Annotated in this window: 19 protein-coding genes and 2 tRNA genes; 12 read left to right on the forward strand and 9 right to left on the reverse strand. The window is 64.7% G+C overall.

Going from position 1 to position 14,716, the window contains the following annotated elements:
• Positions 1 to 145: 145 nt before the first annotated feature.
• Complete coding sequence (sigJ, locus tag FHR84_RS15235; RefSeq protein WP_343075296.1) at positions 146 to 1,075, reverse strand: RNA polymerase sigma factor SigJ; 930 nt, start codon at positions 1,073 to 1,075, stop codon at positions 146 to 148.
• A 205-nt stretch (positions 1,076 to 1,280) separates the two neighbouring features.
• Here sigJ and dnaG point away from each other — a divergent pair, with 205 nt between their 5' ends.
• The 4 genes from dnaG to FHR84_RS15255 all read left to right on the forward strand — a co-directional run bounded on the left by dnaG (position 1,281) and on the right by FHR84_RS15255 (position 4,856).
• Positions 1,281 to 3,185 carry a DNA primase gene (dnaG, locus tag FHR84_RS22505; protein WP_179536169.1) on the forward strand — a complete coding sequence of 635 codons (1,905 nt, stop codon included), beginning with the start codon at positions 1,281 to 1,283 and terminating at the stop codon, positions 3,183 to 3,185.
• On the forward strand, positions 3,182 to 3,727 hold the full coding sequence (locus FHR84_RS15245) for a hypothetical protein (protein WP_179536170.1): 546 nt from the start codon (positions 3,182 to 3,184) through the stop codon (positions 3,725 to 3,727). Before dnaG ends, FHR84_RS15245 begins: the two co-directional genes overlap by 4 nt.
• Positions 3,728 to 3,817: 90 nt before the next feature.
• Positions 3,818 to 4,579, forward strand: coding sequence for a trans-aconitate 2-methyltransferase (locus FHR84_RS15250; protein WP_179536171.1), 762 nt, complete (start codon positions 3,818 to 3,820; stop codon positions 4,577 to 4,579).
• Between the two features lie 205 nt (positions 4,580 to 4,784).
• Positions 4,785 to 4,856: transfer RNA gene (locus tag FHR84_RS15255), tRNA-Asn, on the forward strand.
• Between the two features lie 72 nt (positions 4,857 to 4,928).
• Here the strand turns inward: FHR84_RS15255 and FHR84_RS15260 are convergent.
• Positions 4,929 to 5,423, reverse strand: coding sequence for a tyrosine-type recombinase/integrase (locus FHR84_RS15260; protein ID WP_179536172.1), 495 nt, complete (start codon positions 5,421 to 5,423; stop codon positions 4,929 to 4,931).
• Positions 5,420 to 5,767, reverse strand: a complete 348-nt coding sequence (locus tag FHR84_RS15265) for a hypothetical protein (protein WP_179536173.1) — start codon at positions 5,765 to 5,767, stop codon at positions 5,420 to 5,422. Before FHR84_RS15265 ends, FHR84_RS15260 begins: the two co-directional genes overlap by 4 nt.
• On the opposite strand from FHR84_RS15265, the gene FHR84_RS15270 reads away from it, so the two are divergent.
• The 3 genes from FHR84_RS15270 (at position 5,766) to FHR84_RS15280 (ending at position 8,871) form a co-directional block, all read left to right on the forward strand.
• A complete protein-coding gene (locus FHR84_RS15270) occupies positions 5,766 to 6,110 on the forward strand; it encodes a hypothetical protein (protein WP_179536174.1) in 345 nt (114 codons plus the stop codon). The two genes, FHR84_RS15265 and FHR84_RS15270, sit on opposite strands and share 2 nt — an antisense overlap.
• A gap of 308 nt (positions 6,111 to 6,418) precedes the next feature.
• Complete coding sequence (locus FHR84_RS15275) at positions 6,419 to 6,649, forward strand: hypothetical protein (RefSeq protein WP_179536175.1); 231 nt, start codon at positions 6,419 to 6,421, stop codon at positions 6,647 to 6,649.
• A gap of 1,442 nt (positions 6,650 to 8,091) precedes the next feature.
• Positions 8,092 to 8,871, forward strand: a complete 780-nt coding sequence (locus FHR84_RS15280) for a hypothetical protein (RefSeq protein WP_218862915.1) — start codon at positions 8,092 to 8,094, stop codon at positions 8,869 to 8,871.
• A 316-nt stretch (positions 8,872 to 9,187) separates the two neighbouring features.
• Here FHR84_RS15280 and FHR84_RS15285 read toward each other — a convergent pair whose 3' ends face one another.
• From FHR84_RS15285 to FHR84_RS15300, 4 genes are all read right to left on the reverse strand, one after another.
• Positions 9,188 to 9,427, reverse strand: coding sequence for a type II toxin-antitoxin system RelE family toxin (locus tag FHR84_RS15285; RefSeq protein ID WP_179536177.1), 240 nt, complete (start codon positions 9,425 to 9,427; stop codon positions 9,188 to 9,190).
• Positions 9,427 to 9,828 (reverse strand): DUF6247 family protein, encoded by a 402-nt coding sequence (locus FHR84_RS15290; RefSeq protein ID WP_179536178.1) that lies wholly within the window; start codon positions 9,826 to 9,828, stop codon positions 9,427 to 9,429. The genes FHR84_RS15285 and FHR84_RS15290 overlap by 1 nt, the downstream gene beginning before the upstream one ends.
• 63 nt (positions 9,829 to 9,891) lie before the next feature.
• Positions 9,892 to 10,116 carry a hypothetical protein gene (locus FHR84_RS15295; protein WP_179536179.1) on the reverse strand — a complete coding sequence of 75 codons (225 nt, stop codon included), beginning with the start codon at positions 10,114 to 10,116 and terminating at the stop codon, positions 9,892 to 9,894.
• Positions 10,117 to 10,121: 5 nt separating this feature from the next.
• The gene (locus tag FHR84_RS15300) at positions 10,122 to 10,373 is read right to left on the reverse strand and encodes a hypothetical protein (RefSeq protein ID WP_246300586.1); all 252 of its coding nucleotides are present in this window, start codon (positions 10,371 to 10,373) and stop codon (positions 10,122 to 10,124) included.
• Positions 10,374 to 10,559: 186 nt separating this feature from the next.
• Here FHR84_RS15300 and FHR84_RS15305 point away from each other — a divergent pair, with 186 nt between their 5' ends.
• Together FHR84_RS15305 and FHR84_RS15310 are read left to right on the forward strand one after the other, a co-directional pair.
• Entirely contained in the window at positions 10,560 to 11,408 is an 849-nt protein-coding gene (locus tag FHR84_RS15305) for a helix-turn-helix domain-containing protein (protein WP_179536180.1), read from the forward strand.
• Between the two features lie 85 nt (positions 11,409 to 11,493).
• On the forward strand, positions 11,494 to 11,688 hold the full coding sequence (locus tag FHR84_RS15310) for a DUF397 domain-containing protein (RefSeq protein ID WP_179536181.1): 195 nt from the start codon (positions 11,494 to 11,496) through the stop codon (positions 11,686 to 11,688).
• Between the two features lie 109 nt (positions 11,689 to 11,797).
• Here FHR84_RS15310 and FHR84_RS15315 read toward each other — a convergent pair whose 3' ends face one another.
• Positions 11,798 to 12,160, reverse strand: a complete 363-nt coding sequence (locus tag FHR84_RS15315; protein ID WP_179536182.1) for a hypothetical protein — start codon at positions 12,158 to 12,160, stop codon at positions 11,798 to 11,800.
• Between the two features lie 33 nt (positions 12,161 to 12,193).
• On the reverse strand, positions 12,194 to 12,403 hold the full coding sequence (locus FHR84_RS15320) for a hypothetical protein (RefSeq protein WP_179536183.1): 210 nt from the start codon (positions 12,401 to 12,403) through the stop codon (positions 12,194 to 12,196).
• A 799-nt stretch (positions 12,404 to 13,202) separates the two neighbouring features.
• Between FHR84_RS15320 and FHR84_RS15325 the strand changes: the two genes are divergently transcribed.
• The 3 genes from FHR84_RS15325 to FHR84_RS15335 all read left to right on the forward strand — a co-directional run bounded on the left by FHR84_RS15325 (position 13,203) and on the right by FHR84_RS15335 (position 14,651).
• On the forward strand, positions 13,203 to 13,415 hold the full coding sequence (locus FHR84_RS15325; protein WP_179536184.1) for a hypothetical protein: 213 nt from the start codon (positions 13,203 to 13,205) through the stop codon (positions 13,413 to 13,415).
• 133 nt (positions 13,416 to 13,548) lie between these two features.
• Positions 13,549 to 13,623, forward strand: a tRNA-Ile gene (locus FHR84_RS15330).
• Positions 13,624 to 14,255: 632 nt separating this feature from the next.
• Positions 14,256 to 14,651 carry a hypothetical protein gene (locus tag FHR84_RS15335; RefSeq protein WP_246300587.1) on the forward strand — a complete coding sequence of 132 codons (396 nt, stop codon included), beginning with the start codon at positions 14,256 to 14,258 and terminating at the stop codon, positions 14,649 to 14,651.
• Positions 14,652 to 14,716 lie beyond the last annotated feature (65 nt).

Consider the following 14,716-nt stretch of genomic DNA (forward strand, 5'->3'; position numbering starts at 1 on the left):
CCCTCGGGGCTCTCGATCAGGGGAGGCCCGGCGCCGAGCAGCCGCCCACGCCGCGTCGGTGCCGGTTGCGCAGGTGGAGGAAAGCGGCTGCGCCGCTTGCGGGCCGAGCGGGCCCCCGCCGGGAACGGGCTTCCGTCGGAAGTTCTCAGAGCGGTACGCGCCGGAGCTTGTCGGGATTGACGATGTCGTGAATCTCGGCAGCACGTCCGTCCCGTACCGCGAAGCCCACCACGCGCCGCGCCACGGCGCGTTCGGAAGGAGTGCCCTCCGGGGAGCCCGGCAGCAGCAGCCCCGGGTCGCCGTTGACGAGAACCGGGCGCGTGTTCGTCAGGGTGGAGGGCGCGTACTTGCGCATCAGGCCGAGCAGGAAGCGCGCCACTCGCTCCCTGCCGCTGACCGGGCGCAGCGCGGTACGTGCCTTGCCGTCGCTGTCGCCGTACACGCCGGCGCGCGGGTGCAGTGCGCGGGCGACGGCCCACTGGTCCTCGGCCGAGAGCGCCGCGATCAGCGCCTGGATCACCTCGTGCTGCTGTGGAGCGGGTACCCGCCTGGGAGGGTCGGCCTGTTGGACGGTGCGTCTGGCGCGGGCCGCGTTGCGCCGCGCCGCGTCCGCGGAGCAGCCGAGTATTCCGGCGATCTCGTCGAAGTCGGTCCCGAACACGTCGTGCAGCACCAGCGCCGTTCGGCGTTCCGGGCCGAGCTGCTGGACCAGTCGAAGCGCGGCCATGCGCACGTCCTCGGCGCGTGCCACGACCTCGAAGGGGTCGGCGCCGTCCCGGCAGCCGTGCTCGAGCACGATGGGTTCGGGAAGCCAGGGGCCGACGTAGTGCTTCCTGCGGACGGAGGCGGTGCGGGCCCGTTCGACGGCCAGTGCTCCCGCGGTCCTGTTCAACCAGGATCCGAGGTCGTCGATCCCGGCACGTTCGGCCCGGTCGAGTCCGGACAGCCGCAGCCAGGTCTCCCGCACCACGTCCTCGGAGTCCGCGATGCTTCCGGTGAGTCGGTAGGCCAACCCGGTCAGCCGCGTACGCCGGCCGTCGAATTCCGTAGCGAGAACCTCTTCCGCGGATCGCACACCGCGATTGTGCCCGAATAACCCCATTGTGCCCGGTTGAGTGCCTCGGTCGGGTGGTTTTCGCGTCCGCTCGTCCGCAGGAGCCCTCCCCGGAGAGGGGACGTCGGCACGGCCGTCGCCTCACCGGAAGGTTCTCGGGGAGCGAGTGGGAAATCACCGGGACCGTGTGCTCGGTCGGCGGGGGCGGGCCATCTAGACTGGCCGCGTGGCGGGACGAATCCGGGAAAGCGACATCGCCGAAGTCCGCGAACGCAACCGGATCGACGACGTGGTCGGTGAGTACGTCGCGTTGCGTCGCGCCGGTGGCGGGGCTCTGAAGGGACTGTGCCCCTTCCACGACGAGAAGACCCCTTCGTTGAACGTGCGCCCCAACCACGGGACTTTCCACTGCTTCGGCTGCGGCGAGGGCGGGGACGTCATCGCCTTCCTGATGAAGACCGAGCACCTCGGCTTCGTCGAGTCCGTGGAGCGGCTGGCGGATCAGAGCGGTGTGCGGCTGCGCTACGAGGGCGGGGAGCCCACGAACAGCCGTGAGCCGGGAACCAGGAGCAGGTTGGTCGAGGCGAACCGGCTCGCGGCCGAGTTCTACGCCGAACAGCTGCGCTCCAACGAGGCACGGCAGGCGAGGGAGTTCCTGACGGCGCGTGGTTTCGACGAGTCGGCCGCGACGAAGTTCGGATGCGGTTTCGCGCCCAGCGGATGGGATCGGCTGACCAAGCATCTGCTCAACAAGGGATTCGAGCTGGAGGAGCTCTACAAGGCGGGGCTGTCGCGGGAAGGCAGGCGCGGCCCGATCGACCGGTTCCACCGGCGGCTGCTGTGGCCGCTCAAGGACCTCGGGGGCGATGTGGTCGGTTTCGGCGCCCGTCGCGTCTTCGACGAGGACCCGATCGAGGCGAAGTACGTCAACACCCCCGCGACGCCGATCTTCAACAAGTCCCAGGTGCTGTTCGGCGTCGATCTGGCCAAGCGCGAGATCGCCAAGCGTCACCAGGCCGTGGTGGTCGAGGGCTACACCGACGTGATGGCGATGCACCTCGCCGGCGTCCCCACCGCCGTCGCCTCCTGCGGGACCGCCTTCGGTGACGAGCACCTCGGGGTGCTGCGCAGGCTGATGATGGACGACGACACCTTCAGGGGTGAGGTCATCTACACCTTCGACGGGGACGAGGCCGGGCAGAACGCCGCGCTGAAGGCCTTCGACGGGGAGCAGCAGTTCGCCGCGCAGACCTACGTGGCCATCACCCCGGACGGCAGCGACCCCTGTGAGCTGAGGCAGCGGAAGGGGGACGGCGCCGTCCGCGATCTGGTGGCCCGGCGGCGTCCGCTGTTCGAGTTCGCCGTCCGGAGCCTGCTGGACGGTTACGATCTCGACTCGGTGGACGGAAGGGTTGCCGCCCTGCGCCGGACGGTACCGCTGGTCGCGCGGATCAAGGACCACGCGAGCCGGGACGGCTACGCCGTGCAGCTCGCCCACTGGAGCGGCTGGAACGACGAGAACCAGGTTGTTCGGCGGGTGCAGGAGTCGGCCGGGGAACCGGTCGAGGACGGCCCGCGGCGGAAACGCGACCGGCGCGCGGCGGAGCAGCGGAACAACTCCGCGGAGCAGGACGCGCTCCCGGGGCGTCCGTCCAGGGACGACCCCCGCTGGTCCCAGCGGGAGGCGCTGAAGACGGCTCTGCAGGCGCCGGGGCTGGCCGGGCCGGTCTACGACTCCCTGCCCGAGGAAGCTTTCACCGAGCAGGCTTACAGGGCGCTGCACGAGGCCCTGCTGAAGGCCGGTGGTACGCAGGCGGGCCTTTCGGGTGCCGCGCTGGTGGACGCCGTCCGCGCGCAGTGCCCCGACGAGACGAGCACCCGGTTGTTGTCGCGGCTGGCGGTCGAGACGCCGGACACCAGGTCCGAGCAGGACCACCGCTACGTCAGTGGTGTGCTCGCCAGGGTGCGTGAGCGGCTGGTCGCGCGTCAGATCGACGACATCAAGTCGCGGGTGCAGCGGCTCTCGCCGATCGAGGACCCCGAGGAGTACCACGCGCTGTTCGGTGATCTGGTCGCGCTGGAGCACTACCACAAGTCGCTGCTGCAACAGGCTGTGGAAGGTGTGGCATGATCTCCTGGCTCAAGCGCGTGCTCGCGCGGTTCGGCGGCGGCGTCGCGTTGCCGGAGGGGTTCGACGGTGCGTTGGAGTCGGAGGAGCGGGTACTTGCCTCGGCCGTGTCCGCGGAGGGGGCGCTGGTCGCCACGGACCGCGGTCTGTGGGTGCCCGAGAGTTCCGGGCCGCGCAGGATCGGTTGGCACCTGTTGAACAGGGCCGTCTGGCGTGACGGGGTGCTGGCGCTGACCGAGGCGGGGGAGTACCGCAGGGTCGGCGGGGCGGTGTTGCTGCGTGACCTGCCGCGACGCCGTTTCCGGTTGCACGAGTCCGGAAGGTTGCCCGATGTGGTGCACGCACGGGTGACCGGTTCGATCAAATCCACCCAGTACCGCGAGCTGTCGGTGGGTGGCGCCCGTTTCGTGCGGCGCAAGGTCCCCGGGCTCGACGGCACGGTGCTGCAGGTTCGGCCCGACCGGGACGCCGAAGAGGAAGCGTTGGCCGAGTACGCCCGTGAGGTCGCCCGGCGGTTGGAGCAGGACGAGCACGGCGCCGGGTGATCCGGAAGCGCTCTTTCGGACGGCGGAGTCCACGAATACAGTACAGCTGTACTGTTCGTTGTTTCTCGTCGTTTCGGGGAGTGGTCCGCCGTGTGGGATCCGGAAACCTACCTCGCTTTTTCCGAGCACCGGGAGCGTCCCGCCCGGGACTTGCTGGCCAGGATGAACCCGTCCGCGGTCGGAAACGTGGTTGACCTGGGGTGCGGCGCAGGCGATCTCACTCCGCTGCTGACGCGGCGGTGGCCCGCGGCGCGCCTTGAGGCACTGGACTCCTCCCCGGAGATGGTGCGCGCGGCTGTGGAGGCCGGAGTGCCCGCGTACGTGCGGGACGTGCGGGACTGGACCCCCGGGGCGGACACCGCCGTGGTGTTCTGCAACGCGGTGCTGCATTGGGTTCCCGATCACGTCGAACTGGTTCGCGGGTGGCTGGATGCGCTGCCTGCCGGTGCGGTGTTCGGGATGCAGCTGCCCGGCAACTTCCACGCGCCCGCCCACCGGGCCGTTTACGAGCTGGCCTCGCGGGCGGAGTGGGACGAGGAGCTGGGGGACGCGCTCCGGGCGCCGGACCGGGTCGCCACTCCGCTGGAGTACGCTCGGGCCCTCTCCGGGCCGAACGTGCTGATCGACGCGTGGGAGAGCACCTACGTGCATCGGTTGCACGGTCGCGATCCGGTGCTGAACTGGCTGCGGGGAACCGCGTTGCGTCCCGCTCGTGCCTTGCTGGACGACCGGAGCTGGGGACGCTTCCTGGAGGAACTGGCTCCGATGCTGCGGAGCGCGTACCCGGAGGAGGCGGACGGTTCCACGTGGTTCCCGTTTCGTCGGGTGTTCGCCGTGGCGTGGTGCGAGTAGCAGGTGTCCGCCCGAGGTGCCGGAGCCCGCGGCGAGTCCCCGTCCGGGGTTCTCCCGCCCGGATCGCCGGGAAAGCCGGGTCACCGGCCTCCGTTGCAGGCTCTGACCAGGTGGTTTCCCGAATGGGGAGGGGGGTGTTCGAGGCGGTCGCGGAGTGCGCTACAGTAGATGTTGTCAGCGCGAGGCGCTGGGGAGAACGGAACATTCCTCCGTAGCTCAATGGCAGAGCATTCGGCTGTTAACCGAAAGGTTGCTGGTTCGAGTCCAGCCGGAGGAGCTCAAGCCCGGGTCAGGCACCCGGGCTTTTTGTTTGAGCAAGTCAACCCCTACGTTTCCCCTACGGTTTCCCCTACGAAACGTCTTCGTCATCGTCGACGAACATGGCCTTGTCCAGCAGCGCCGCTGTCGTGGGGTGGGCCATACGGGACCGTCCGAAATACACGTCCTGGGTGATCGACACCCGATCATGGCCGAACAGGTCGGCGACCTTCCGGGCCGACAACCCCGACTCGTCCCAGACCGTGGCGGCCGTCTTCCGGAAAACGTGTGACGTAACCCAATCGAAGCCACCGTTGTCGAGGACTTCCCGGAGAGCGTTGCCCACATTGGTGGGATCGCGCCATCCCACGTTCCGTCGTACTCTACGCAGCGCCGGAAACACGGGAATCGTGAGGTTGCTCACCTGAATCCGCCGTGCCTGCAACACCACCGCCAGGAAATCCGGCAGCGGCACCGGCCGGTGGGAATGCGGAGTCTTGCCGGAACTCCGCGTCAGCCCGCTGCATGGGACACGCACGATGTTCGGCCCGGTGACGACCGTGGCAGGCGAGCTGTCCAGGTTCACCGACGCCCAATCCGTGGGAGCGCTTCGCTGATGCGCGTGCCCGTGCCGAGCATGAACCGGCACAGATCCGGCAGGTCGCGATTGTGGGGGCGTTGCTGCTCGTCGGCGTCGAGGTGACGCAGCAGCGCCAACCGTTCCTCCGAGATCAACGCCCTGAGCATGGCTGCTCGTGCCGGACACACGAACCGTGTGGTGGACGGGGGTGTCCGCCAGCGCGTCTGGGGCTGGTGCACGTGGCTGTCGCAGCCACGTCGCTGACCAACTCCGACATCACTGACGAACGCACCCGCTACGGCGACGCGTCCCTCGTGGCGCGTGCCCATGCTGACCGAAGGAACCGGCATGACCCCCGACCAGGACTTCAAACTCCACAAAATCAAGTACCACTTCACCGGCAGTCCCAAAACGGGCGAGTTCCCCGGGCACGAAAGCTGGGTGGACGGCAGCGAAGCCCACTTCACCGTGGTCGACTTCAGTCGCCACAACCACCTGAAAGCGGTCCACGCCCGTAACCGGGCTGCCCGCCGCAAGGCCCAGCTGGACCAGCTCGCCGAGGCCGTGGCCCGTCGGCACCAGCTCGACGTGGACGAGTTGAAGGCCGCCGTGGCCGAGGCCGTCGCCGACGGCATCGATGAGGCCACCGCGCAACTGAGCGTGACCGTGCGCGGGCAGGTGCTCGGTGGCTGAGGAGAGCTCGCTTCAGCGTGACCTCGACATCGCGGTGCGCGAGCTGCGCAAGCTTCGCGCCGAGAACGCCGAGCTGGGCAAACAGCTCGAAACCGAGCAGTCCCGCCTGGCGGTGGAGCGCGGCAAAATCGCAGGTCTTCAAACCATCGTGGACGAGCAGGTCGCCCGGCCGGAGCAGGCCGAAACGTGGGAGGCCACGATGCTCGACGACCTCACCGCCGTGCGTGCCGAACGCGACCAGCTGCGCGAGCGCCTCAACGACCGCCGCGCCGCCGTCGACGCGGCACCACCCCAACGGAGCACCCGACATGTGGGCATGGCTGTGGGCCGGGTGGATCGGCTACTTCCTCGTGGTCGAAGGTATCGCACTGGTCAACACCCGGCACGGCGACACCCTCTCGGAGCAGATGTGGCGCTACGTCACCCAGCCCGACCGGCGACGCGGAGCCAGGAAACCCGCATGGTGGGTTTGGCCCGGCCGGGCCGGTGTCGTCGGACTCGGCGCGTGGCTGATGTGGCACTTCCTCACCGGCTTATAAGGCAATCGTAGTTAAGTGCTGGTTGGGTCTACACCAGCGAGTTGAATTAGAGTGATTTTTTTGTCCGGTTCCACATAGGCGAGATACAGTGTGTAAAATCCATCTTTTGGAGTGTTGTCACGGACCCATTCGATCGCTTGGTGAACGTCACATTCAGTCAACTCGTAACTATCGTTTGACCAAGCTATTCGGTCTGGGTCAACGCCTTCCGGGATAGGAGGTCGTGACCAGAGATAAGCCCAGAAAACTGGATGGTAATCTTCTTGAGAAGATTTTCGCTCGTCCACGACGCGTATCCGCATGGTCACGACCTCCGTGCTAGCTAATGTGCATGTACGAGGTCTATTTTAACTAACGTGGGTACACGAACACTCGTTGAGTGGCAACAGACCCAATATTAGACCGGAGTCCCGGGGTGACAATCTGGCCTGTGCTGCTTTCCTCGAACCATTGATTGGCGGGTAATTTGGCGCCATTTTCCACGGGTGTGTAATATGGTTTAGATTTTCCAGTTGTTGATATTGTCTGTACCAGGTGTGATTCAGCATCAGGTAACGCGGGTCCGCTGGGAGGTGGGCCGTCGGGGCCTTCCCAGTAACCAAAACCGGTGATAGCTCCGTCTATGCGAACATCAACCGCTGGCACCTCCCCAAGACAGCTCACGCGTGTTTTATAAATGACGCCCCCAGTTCCTCTTGAATAGTGGGGCCTATCCGCTTTTATTCTGCAAGTTACTGTTGCGTTTGTCCCAAGAGTCACACTCTTGTCTTTAAGTTGCCCTTCTGAGTTGTACATCCGGAGCACGATGCGACCGTCGTTTTTTGCGATGATTTTTCAGCAGGAGAGGCCGCTTCGGCAATACCTGATGATATGAACAGTGAAGCTATTTCCAGAATTGCCCCGGAAAATTTTTTGGCCGCCAAAACAAACCTTTCTCGTTTCTTGATTTCCAGCGGAGTTCGATGAAGTTTCCTCTATCGACCCCTGAGGCATTCAACATCACTGAAACAGGCTTTGCTAAGGTCCATTAGCACCAAATCTGTTTGGCGTGAAAGTTGCACTGTTTAGCACAAAAAGGGTGGAATAATATATTCTTATTTGGGGATTAATTTTATGTACTCTCGGGATTTCTCGAAAGACCTGCTCGAACGCGCTTTCGGTGCCGCCGCTGCCGCCGCGCTGTCGTTGCTGGGGGGGGCGAGGTGGTCAACGTGTGGACGGTGGACTGGCATCTCGTGTCGGGGGTGGCGCTGGAGCGATGGTGTTGTCGGTGGCCAAGTCGTTGGCCGCGCGCCGGGTGGGTGACCGAGAGTCGGCCAGCTTGCGACGGGTGAGATACGGCGCGGATAACCGGTTCACTCGTCCTCATGGCTAAATTCTGTCTCGTAAGGCATCGAAGTCACGATCACCCGGGTAACATGGTCATGTGCGGTGACGATCACATGTATGTGACCGATAAGCACCCGCAATCTGACATGTACCCCGAGTTGGCGTTCACTGATGCTCCCGCACACGGTGGCGAACCCTGCCGGGTCTGTACCCAAGTCATCCCCTCGAAGGCACATCCAGTTCATCGGACGCGGCATGTGTGCAGCCCCGAGCGCAACGAGCGGTTAAAGCGCTGGCACAAACGGCGTACTGCTGAGAACCATGAATCCGCAGCTAAGGCGGAGAATCAGCCGGATCCGGCCAATCCGCAGGTGCATCTGTACTCCCCGCACGCGGAGTGGACTTCATCCGGCGGTCGGGGATATGCGGAGAACCTGTGGAAGGGAATCAGGGGTGGATATGTCCTCAGTCTCAGTACCGGAATAACTAAAGTGGGACGTGCGAGTTCCGTCGCAGCCCGGTTAAAGGAACACTTCAAACACTGTGAAAACTATGGTGTCGATGTCATCGACGTCGCGGTGCTCTCGACAGCAGGTGACTTGCTGCTGATGGAACAGTCTTTAAAGCGCTTCGTTAAGGGGCACCCCAACGCTCGTGTTGCTTCGTCAGCGACAGAGTCCGCTTTTGGCGTCCCGTTCACGGATATCGCCGACTTCTTGGTCCGTGAACAGCTCGGAGATCTCTGGATTCCCACTACTGCGGCTGAATCAGTGGCCAACTACGTGTTCGATTCTTCTTCGGCCGAGGCTATGATTGAATCCGCGCTTAATGATCTGCGGGAGCAAGATAAAATACCAGAAATTCCAACCAACGGTCTACAGGACGCTACCTAACCACGGTCGTGCATGGCGAGCCAGCTGGGGCTGTCGTTGCGTGGCTGGCACGAACCGCTGTGATCTCGGGGGAGTCGACAGCGTTGCTTGCTGCGGAGGATCTTCGGGCACAGGTTCTCGTTCGGTCTGGGTGGCTGGGGGCCGGACATATAGTGCTCTCTGAGGTCTTTCCGTGAAGGGGAGTCGGGGAAGGCTGCCCGACCGGCGCGAGTGGGAGTCGACTACCGGTCGGGGGGAGGGGGGCGAGAATCGGGGCAGCTCACGGCCGCTCGGCTGAGTGGACGGGTTCGGATACGCTGGAGCCGGAGCCGGGGTGTCAGAACAGGCGCAAGATGGTGATGCGCAGTGTCTCGTTGTGGAGCGCGAACACGATCATGATGGTGCCGTTGTCGGCGGTGGTGGTCCACCGGTCCGTGGTCTTGTCGTAGTTGCTGCCGTCCCGAGGGTTTTCCGCGATCTGGTCCATGCGTTTGTCGACGGCTTTTTGCTGCTTGGGTGGCAGCTTGTAGTAGGCGTCTTCGGCGACGTCGACCCAGCGGATGAAGTAGCGAGCCATCAGCTCTCCTCGCTCGTGTTCGTGCGTGCCTGGATCTTTTCCCGCTTGCCTTCGGGGCTCTGCCGCCACAGGTCGCCGTTCTCGTCGGTGCGCCAGAGGTTGCCGTGTTCGTCCTCGCGCCACGAGTTCCGGTTCTCGTCGATGTGGATCAGCCCGGAGAAGTCTCCTCGGTCGGCGCGGGCTTTGATCTCCTCTTCCTGCTCGGTGGGCGGGTATTCGGCCAGGATGGCCGCGCCCCACCAGTCGTCGAGCACCGTGTCGATGTGTCCGGTGTCGTAGTCCTCGGCGACCTTTTTCAATGCCTCCTGGAAGTCGCGGTCGAACTCGGCGCGACGTTGCGGGTCGGTGCGATCCAGGGCCTCGCGGATGCACCGCGCTTCACGCGGGAACGGGGGAGCCAATGGAGTCCTCTCCTTTCACGAGTCGGTCGGTGGGTGCCCAGCGTGGAGCGGCAACGGCCGGGCTCAGGGAGTCTGCTCGTCCAGCAGGATGCTGGTGCAGTCCTGGCTGGTGGGGTCCTGGAACCAGTCCAGTTCGCTGGGCCGGGCCATGGGGCACTGGACGTTGCACACCGAGGTGTCGGCGGTGCGGCCGCCCCACCGCCTGCTGCGGAAGGCGTGGCGCTTCCACGCGAAGCCGGTTCTGTCCGGGACCGGCAACCAGTAGTGGTGAGTTTCTACAGCTGGCATCGGGATCATTCCGTGCGTCGCCATCGTGGCGTGGGGGTGGTCAGGTTCAAGTAGGCGTCGAAGCAGTCCGGGCAGAACTGCTGGGTGTGCCGCATCCGGTCACCGGAGTTCGGCGGAGCCTCGGGGGGGGGCGTGCCCGCCGAGCGTGTCGACCGGGCCGCCTTCCTCTGGGGCTGGGACAGCGTCGCGTGCTGTGTCCACTCCCCCTCGGGAGTGAACCAGTAGACGGTGTGCCTGTTCAGACGGGTCTTGGTCAAGCATGTCGCGATTCACCGTTTCCAGCACGGACCGGGCGAGTCCCCGCCCGGTGCAAGCCGCTGCCGCACTCATTGATCAAGCACTGTAGACGACCAAAATCTTTGATACAAGATTTGGTTCTCCCATTGGGTTAGTCTTTTTAGGTAGTCGATATTGATAAGCCTCGTCAACTACAGTGTTGGTTCATGGCACTCGGACCAACAGCACGCAGGCGACGATTGGGCGCGCATCTCGCCGAGCTGCGGGAGAACGCGAAGCTGACCTTCGCCGGGGTGGGCGAGCACATGGGCGCGTCGCCGCAGACCATCCGCAACTGGGAAAAAGGCCAGGCCAGCATGAAGAAGATGGAGCTGGCCGCCCTGCTGGAGCTCTACGACGCTCCGCAAGAGGTGCGGGAGACGTTGGAGGACGCGCGTCGCGAAGGGTCCAAGCGCAGTTGGTGGTCGACCTATCGCCTGCCGGAGTGGTTCAAGCCGTTCGTCGGGCTCGAAAGCGACGCCTCGCTGGTATGCAACTTTGAACAAGAGGTCGTCCCCGGTTTGCTGCAAACCGAGGACTACGCCCGAGCGATCCACACCTCCGGCGGCCACATCACCGTCCCCGAGGACGTCGAGAAGCGGGTGGCCGCGCGCATGGAACGGCAGCGCCGACTGCTGGACAAGGATATTCCGCTGGAGCTTCGTGCCGTGGTCAGCGAGGCGGCCCTGCACCGCAAGGTTGGTGGCAGGAAGGTGTGGAGCGAGCAGCTGGAACACCTATTGGCCCTGGCCGAGCGGCCGAACGTGATGTTCCAGGTCGTGCCCTACGACGCGGGTGCTCACGCATCGATGGCCTGTGGCTTTGTCGTGTTGAGCTTCGCGGAACAAACCGACCCGGATGTGGCCTACATGGATGGGCCGCTGGGCGGGCACGTGATCGAGGACAACACGGACGTGACGCTGCTGCGGAACCTGTTCGACGAGCTGCGTTCCTCGGCGATACCGCAGCGCGACTCCATCGACATGGTGCGTGAACTGGCCCCCGGGACTCCCTAGCCGTATGGGTTGCCCTGCCCGGTCTCGCTAGCCTTGGTACGTACCATCAACTTCGGCTGAGATCGAGACTTTGAAAGGGGCGGCAATGGCAGACTTGTCGCGCGCGACGTGGCGGACAAGTTCGCGTAGCGCAAACGGCGGCAACTGTGTCGAGGTCGCGGTGACCTCGGACATCGTTGGTGTGCGTGACAGCAAAGATCGCACGGCCGGTCACTTCACAGCGGCCTCGGCGCAGTGGCAGGCGTTCCTCAACGCCGTCAGGGCTGACTGCTTCGAGTGACTTAGATCAAACCCCCGGCATGACGTGGTCGGGGGTTTGATGTATGTGCAGGACTGTCCTCCCCAAAATTTCCGATGATCTCAGAATCCAACGTACGTGGCATGGGCGTTTACAGGGTCAACTCTTCTCCGGCGGGGCAGCGGGGGTTGCCGTGGGCCAGCCACTTCGCGGTAGCGCGCACGGTGTAGCCGCAGTGCGGGCAGTGCAGCCGCATCATCCGGGTGCCCTGCTTGCTCGGGCCCGAATGGGGTTTGCCGGGGGCCAGGGTGCCGTCGGGGCCGACGGGGTTCTTGCTGCGGGCCTGGGCGGTGTCGAGCTTGCCGTGCGGGTACTCGCCCCACGTCTTCACGATCGGTGCCGTGCTGGTCGCGGACTTGGACTGCTGGTCCGGCGAGGAGGAGCTACAGCCTGCGGAGATTAATACACCGGCGGCGATGAGGCTGATGGCGCTACTGAGGAGGCCGCGTTTCATGACTACCCCCGAACGGGGTAAGAATGGTGATGTTTACCACTGTATGGCTCCTCGGTTGGGCGGTGTAAGAGTTTGACCGATGTCGGTCATGGAGGCCATGCGCTCGGCGGCCCTACACCACGCCGTGGCTTCCTCGTGGAAACCCTGCCTGCCGCATTCGGCGGCCGTCCTGGAGTAGTCAACGGTGAGCTCGTGGAAGTACTGGGCCGTGGGAGCGGCGGGCTGCGGGTGTGCTCGTGTCATGATCGACCCCTACGTTTCCCCCTACGAAACCGTGCGAAACGTCCGGAAGTGTCCCGATACGCTCCAAGGCTCGATCAAGGGTTTGACCAGGTGAGAAGGGATATTTCCCCGGGTGGACCCTTTGATCGACATCTCCGGTTCAGTTAACCGAAAGGTTGCTGGTTCGAGTCCAGCCGGAGGAGCTCAAGCCCGGGTCAGGCACCCGGGCTTTTTGCTTTTCGGGAGTGGTCCCCCGATGGCCGTTGTCGCCGCGTCGGCCGCGGCCTCGGCGGGCGACACCGAGCCGTGAAGTGCGACACGGCGCCGTCCGGCGGTCGATGTTCCACCGATCGGGCGAGATGAGTCCGCCTGGAGCCCCGAGGGCGATTCGGTCCACTGTGGTGGGGTCCGGGAACCGTTCCGCTGTTGCCTCGCGGACGGGACGCGGGGTTCGGCGTGCGGGAAGTACTGTCCGAAGTGCGCGTGGCGGTGATCGGCCGCTCGAGGCGGGGAGAACGAAGCACTGTATCGGACACGCGACACCCCAACTATCCCCCGATCGGCCGTATTGGTGTCGGAAAGGTCAGTCTCGGGTAACGATCCGTGGTCCATTGACGATCTTACGGGTGTAGTTGAAATGTTGTCCGGGAAATCTGTGCAGCGCACAGCTTGATCGCGCTTTCGGGGGTGGGATCGCCCCTGGAGTAAGCTCGTAGTCGCGATCGATTCGTTGCCGTTGATGCACAACGCGGCTTCCGTCGCTCTTCGTCCCCGGAGCGACGGAACAGTACAGGGGATCGCAGAGAACGGGGGAGATATCATGTCCGCACCTGGTATCGGCAGGAGCCCTCGGCAGTTTTCGTTGCCCGACATCTCGTCGGTGACCCAGCTGCCCAAACCGCTGAAGGCGTTGGTCTACCTGGTCATGCTGGCTTTGCTGACGGTGGCCGGCGTCGGAGCACTGCTGGCGACGGTCGTGATCATCGGCCAGTTGACCGGTTCGTTCGACATCGCGATGTTCGTCGGTCGCTGATGACACGCCGGATTCGGTACCCGAGATCGACGCACCGCCGGGTGCGTCGATCTTTTTTCGGGGTCGGTATCATGGAAGCGACCCCGGTGCCGTGCAGCGGGCAGGACCCGATACGATCAGTTCGATCGGTCCAGGGGCGGTAGCTCAGCAGGTCAGAGCAGCGAACTCATAATTCGTCTTGTCGTGGGTTCAAGTCCCACCCGTCCCACCGAAACAGCAGGACAGCGCAGGTGTGGGGGCGATCTCTCCGAGATCGTCCCCACACTTTTGCCATACGAATCCCCGCGTTCGAGCGCTGTGAGCGACGCGGACCGCTCGGACGGGCGCGCGGGGCCGCTGTCGTGTGAGCGTCGATGTCGATGCCGGGTGAGCAGTACCGCCTTCGGGTGCGGTACTCGCCGGTCCCGGTGTGGAGTGGGCGGTCGAATCATCGCTTCGTGAATGTCTTCCCGATTTCGGTCCTGATTCGTTCCCGAAGTGTCGCTGCCCGGGGAATGGTCCAGCGAGAAAAGCTTCCGCGAAAGAAAAAAGGCCGGTGTAGGCGCTCCGGGAAGATCGTGGAACAGTTGATCAATGTGCTGTTCCGGAGTGCCGAGTCCATCGGCGTAGTGGTTTCGCGGCTCCCGCGGTCGGTTCCGATTCCCGTGAACTCGTGCCCCGGGGCGAAGTGCGCGGCGACCTCCGCGGGAAAGCCGGGGGACGCACCCGTTGTTCGGTTGTGAACCACGATGCTGTATCGATTCAATGGGGGTCGAACCCGATTTTCGGGACCGACCGCCGCCAGTGCGCCTTCCGGTGGAGGGGAGGTGGTGTGCCGGCGATCGAATGGGAGCGACACCGATGCACGATTTCGACCAGTGGCACCGGCTCGGCAAACATTGGCACGCCTATGTCGAGCAGCGTGGCGGGAACGTGCCGTCCACACGCGCGGACCGGCTGCGTCGGGTCCCGGACCACGTGCTGTCCAGCCCGCGTGCCGTGGCCGAATGGCTGTATCGGATGAAGCGCGTGTACCTGCCCGCCGAACCGGTGAAACTGCTCGGTGCCGGTGCGGGATGGGGGACGGTCGGTGACGACCGCCATCTCGAGCGGGACCTGTTCGAGGACGAGCTGGTGGCCTCGTACGGCGACAGCATCTACCTCTCGTTCGCCTGTGAGCACGACCGGTTGGACCTCTGGGTTGAGGCGGTTACCGCCGAGGACTGCTCGGAGGTGCTGCACCAGGAACAGGAGTAGTGCCGTCGATGTGCCCGAAATGTGGTGGCCCGACGATTCCCCCGCAAGGGGATGGCCCACCGAAG

This window comes from Actinopolyspora biskrensis (genome assembly GCF_013408175.1).
Taxonomy (GTDB): Bacteria; Actinomycetota; Actinomycetes; order Mycobacteriales; family Pseudonocardiaceae; genus Actinopolyspora; species Actinopolyspora biskrensis.

What these genes read in the sequence shown, in the direction of transcription:
- FHR84_RS15320 (WP_179536183.1), bottom strand. Translation starts at nt 12,403, where the DNA reads ATGACACGAGCACACCCGCAGCCCGCCGCTCCCACGGCCCAGTACTTC.
- FHR84_RS15305 (WP_179536180.1), top strand. Translation starts at nt 10,560, where the DNA reads ATGGCACTCGGACCAACAGCACGCAGGCGACGATTGGGCGCGCATCTC.
- FHR84_RS15295 (WP_179536179.1), bottom strand. Translation starts at nt 10,116, where the DNA reads ATGCCAGCTGTAGAAACTCACCACTACTGGTTGCCGGTCCCGGACAGA.
- FHR84_RS15280 (WP_218862915.1), top strand. Translation starts at nt 8,092, where the DNA reads ATGTATGTGACCGATAAGCACCCGCAATCTGACATGTACCCCGAGTTG.
- FHR84_RS15310 (WP_179536181.1), top strand. Translation starts at nt 11,494, where the DNA reads ATGGCAGACTTGTCGCGCGCGACGTGGCGGACAAGTTCGCGTAGCGCA.
- FHR84_RS15285 (WP_179536177.1), bottom strand. Translation starts at nt 9,427, where the DNA reads ATGGCTCGCTACTTCATCCGCTGGGTCGACGTCGCCGAAGACGCCTAC.
- FHR84_RS15265 (WP_179536173.1), bottom strand. Translation starts at nt 5,767, where the DNA reads ATGCCGGTTCCTTCGGTCAGCATGGGCACGCGCCACGAGGGACGCGTC.
- FHR84_RS15245 (WP_179536170.1), top strand. Translation starts at nt 3,182, where the DNA reads ATGATCTCCTGGCTCAAGCGCGTGCTCGCGCGGTTCGGCGGCGGCGTC.
- FHR84_RS15315 (WP_179536182.1), bottom strand. Translation starts at nt 12,160, where the DNA reads ATGAAACGCGGCCTCCTCAGTAGCGCCATCAGCCTCATCGCCGCCGGT.
- FHR84_RS15270 (WP_179536174.1), top strand. Translation starts at nt 5,766, where the DNA reads ATGACCCCCGACCAGGACTTCAAACTCCACAAAATCAAGTACCACTTC.
- FHR84_RS15325 (WP_179536184.1), top strand. Translation starts at nt 13,203, where the DNA reads ATGTCCGCACCTGGTATCGGCAGGAGCCCTCGGCAGTTTTCGTTGCCC.
- FHR84_RS15275 (WP_179536175.1), top strand. Translation starts at nt 6,419, where the DNA reads ATGTGGGCATGGCTGTGGGCCGGGTGGATCGGCTACTTCCTCGTGGTC.
- FHR84_RS15335 (WP_246300587.1), top strand. Translation starts at nt 14,256, where the DNA reads ATGCACGATTTCGACCAGTGGCACCGGCTCGGCAAACATTGGCACGCC.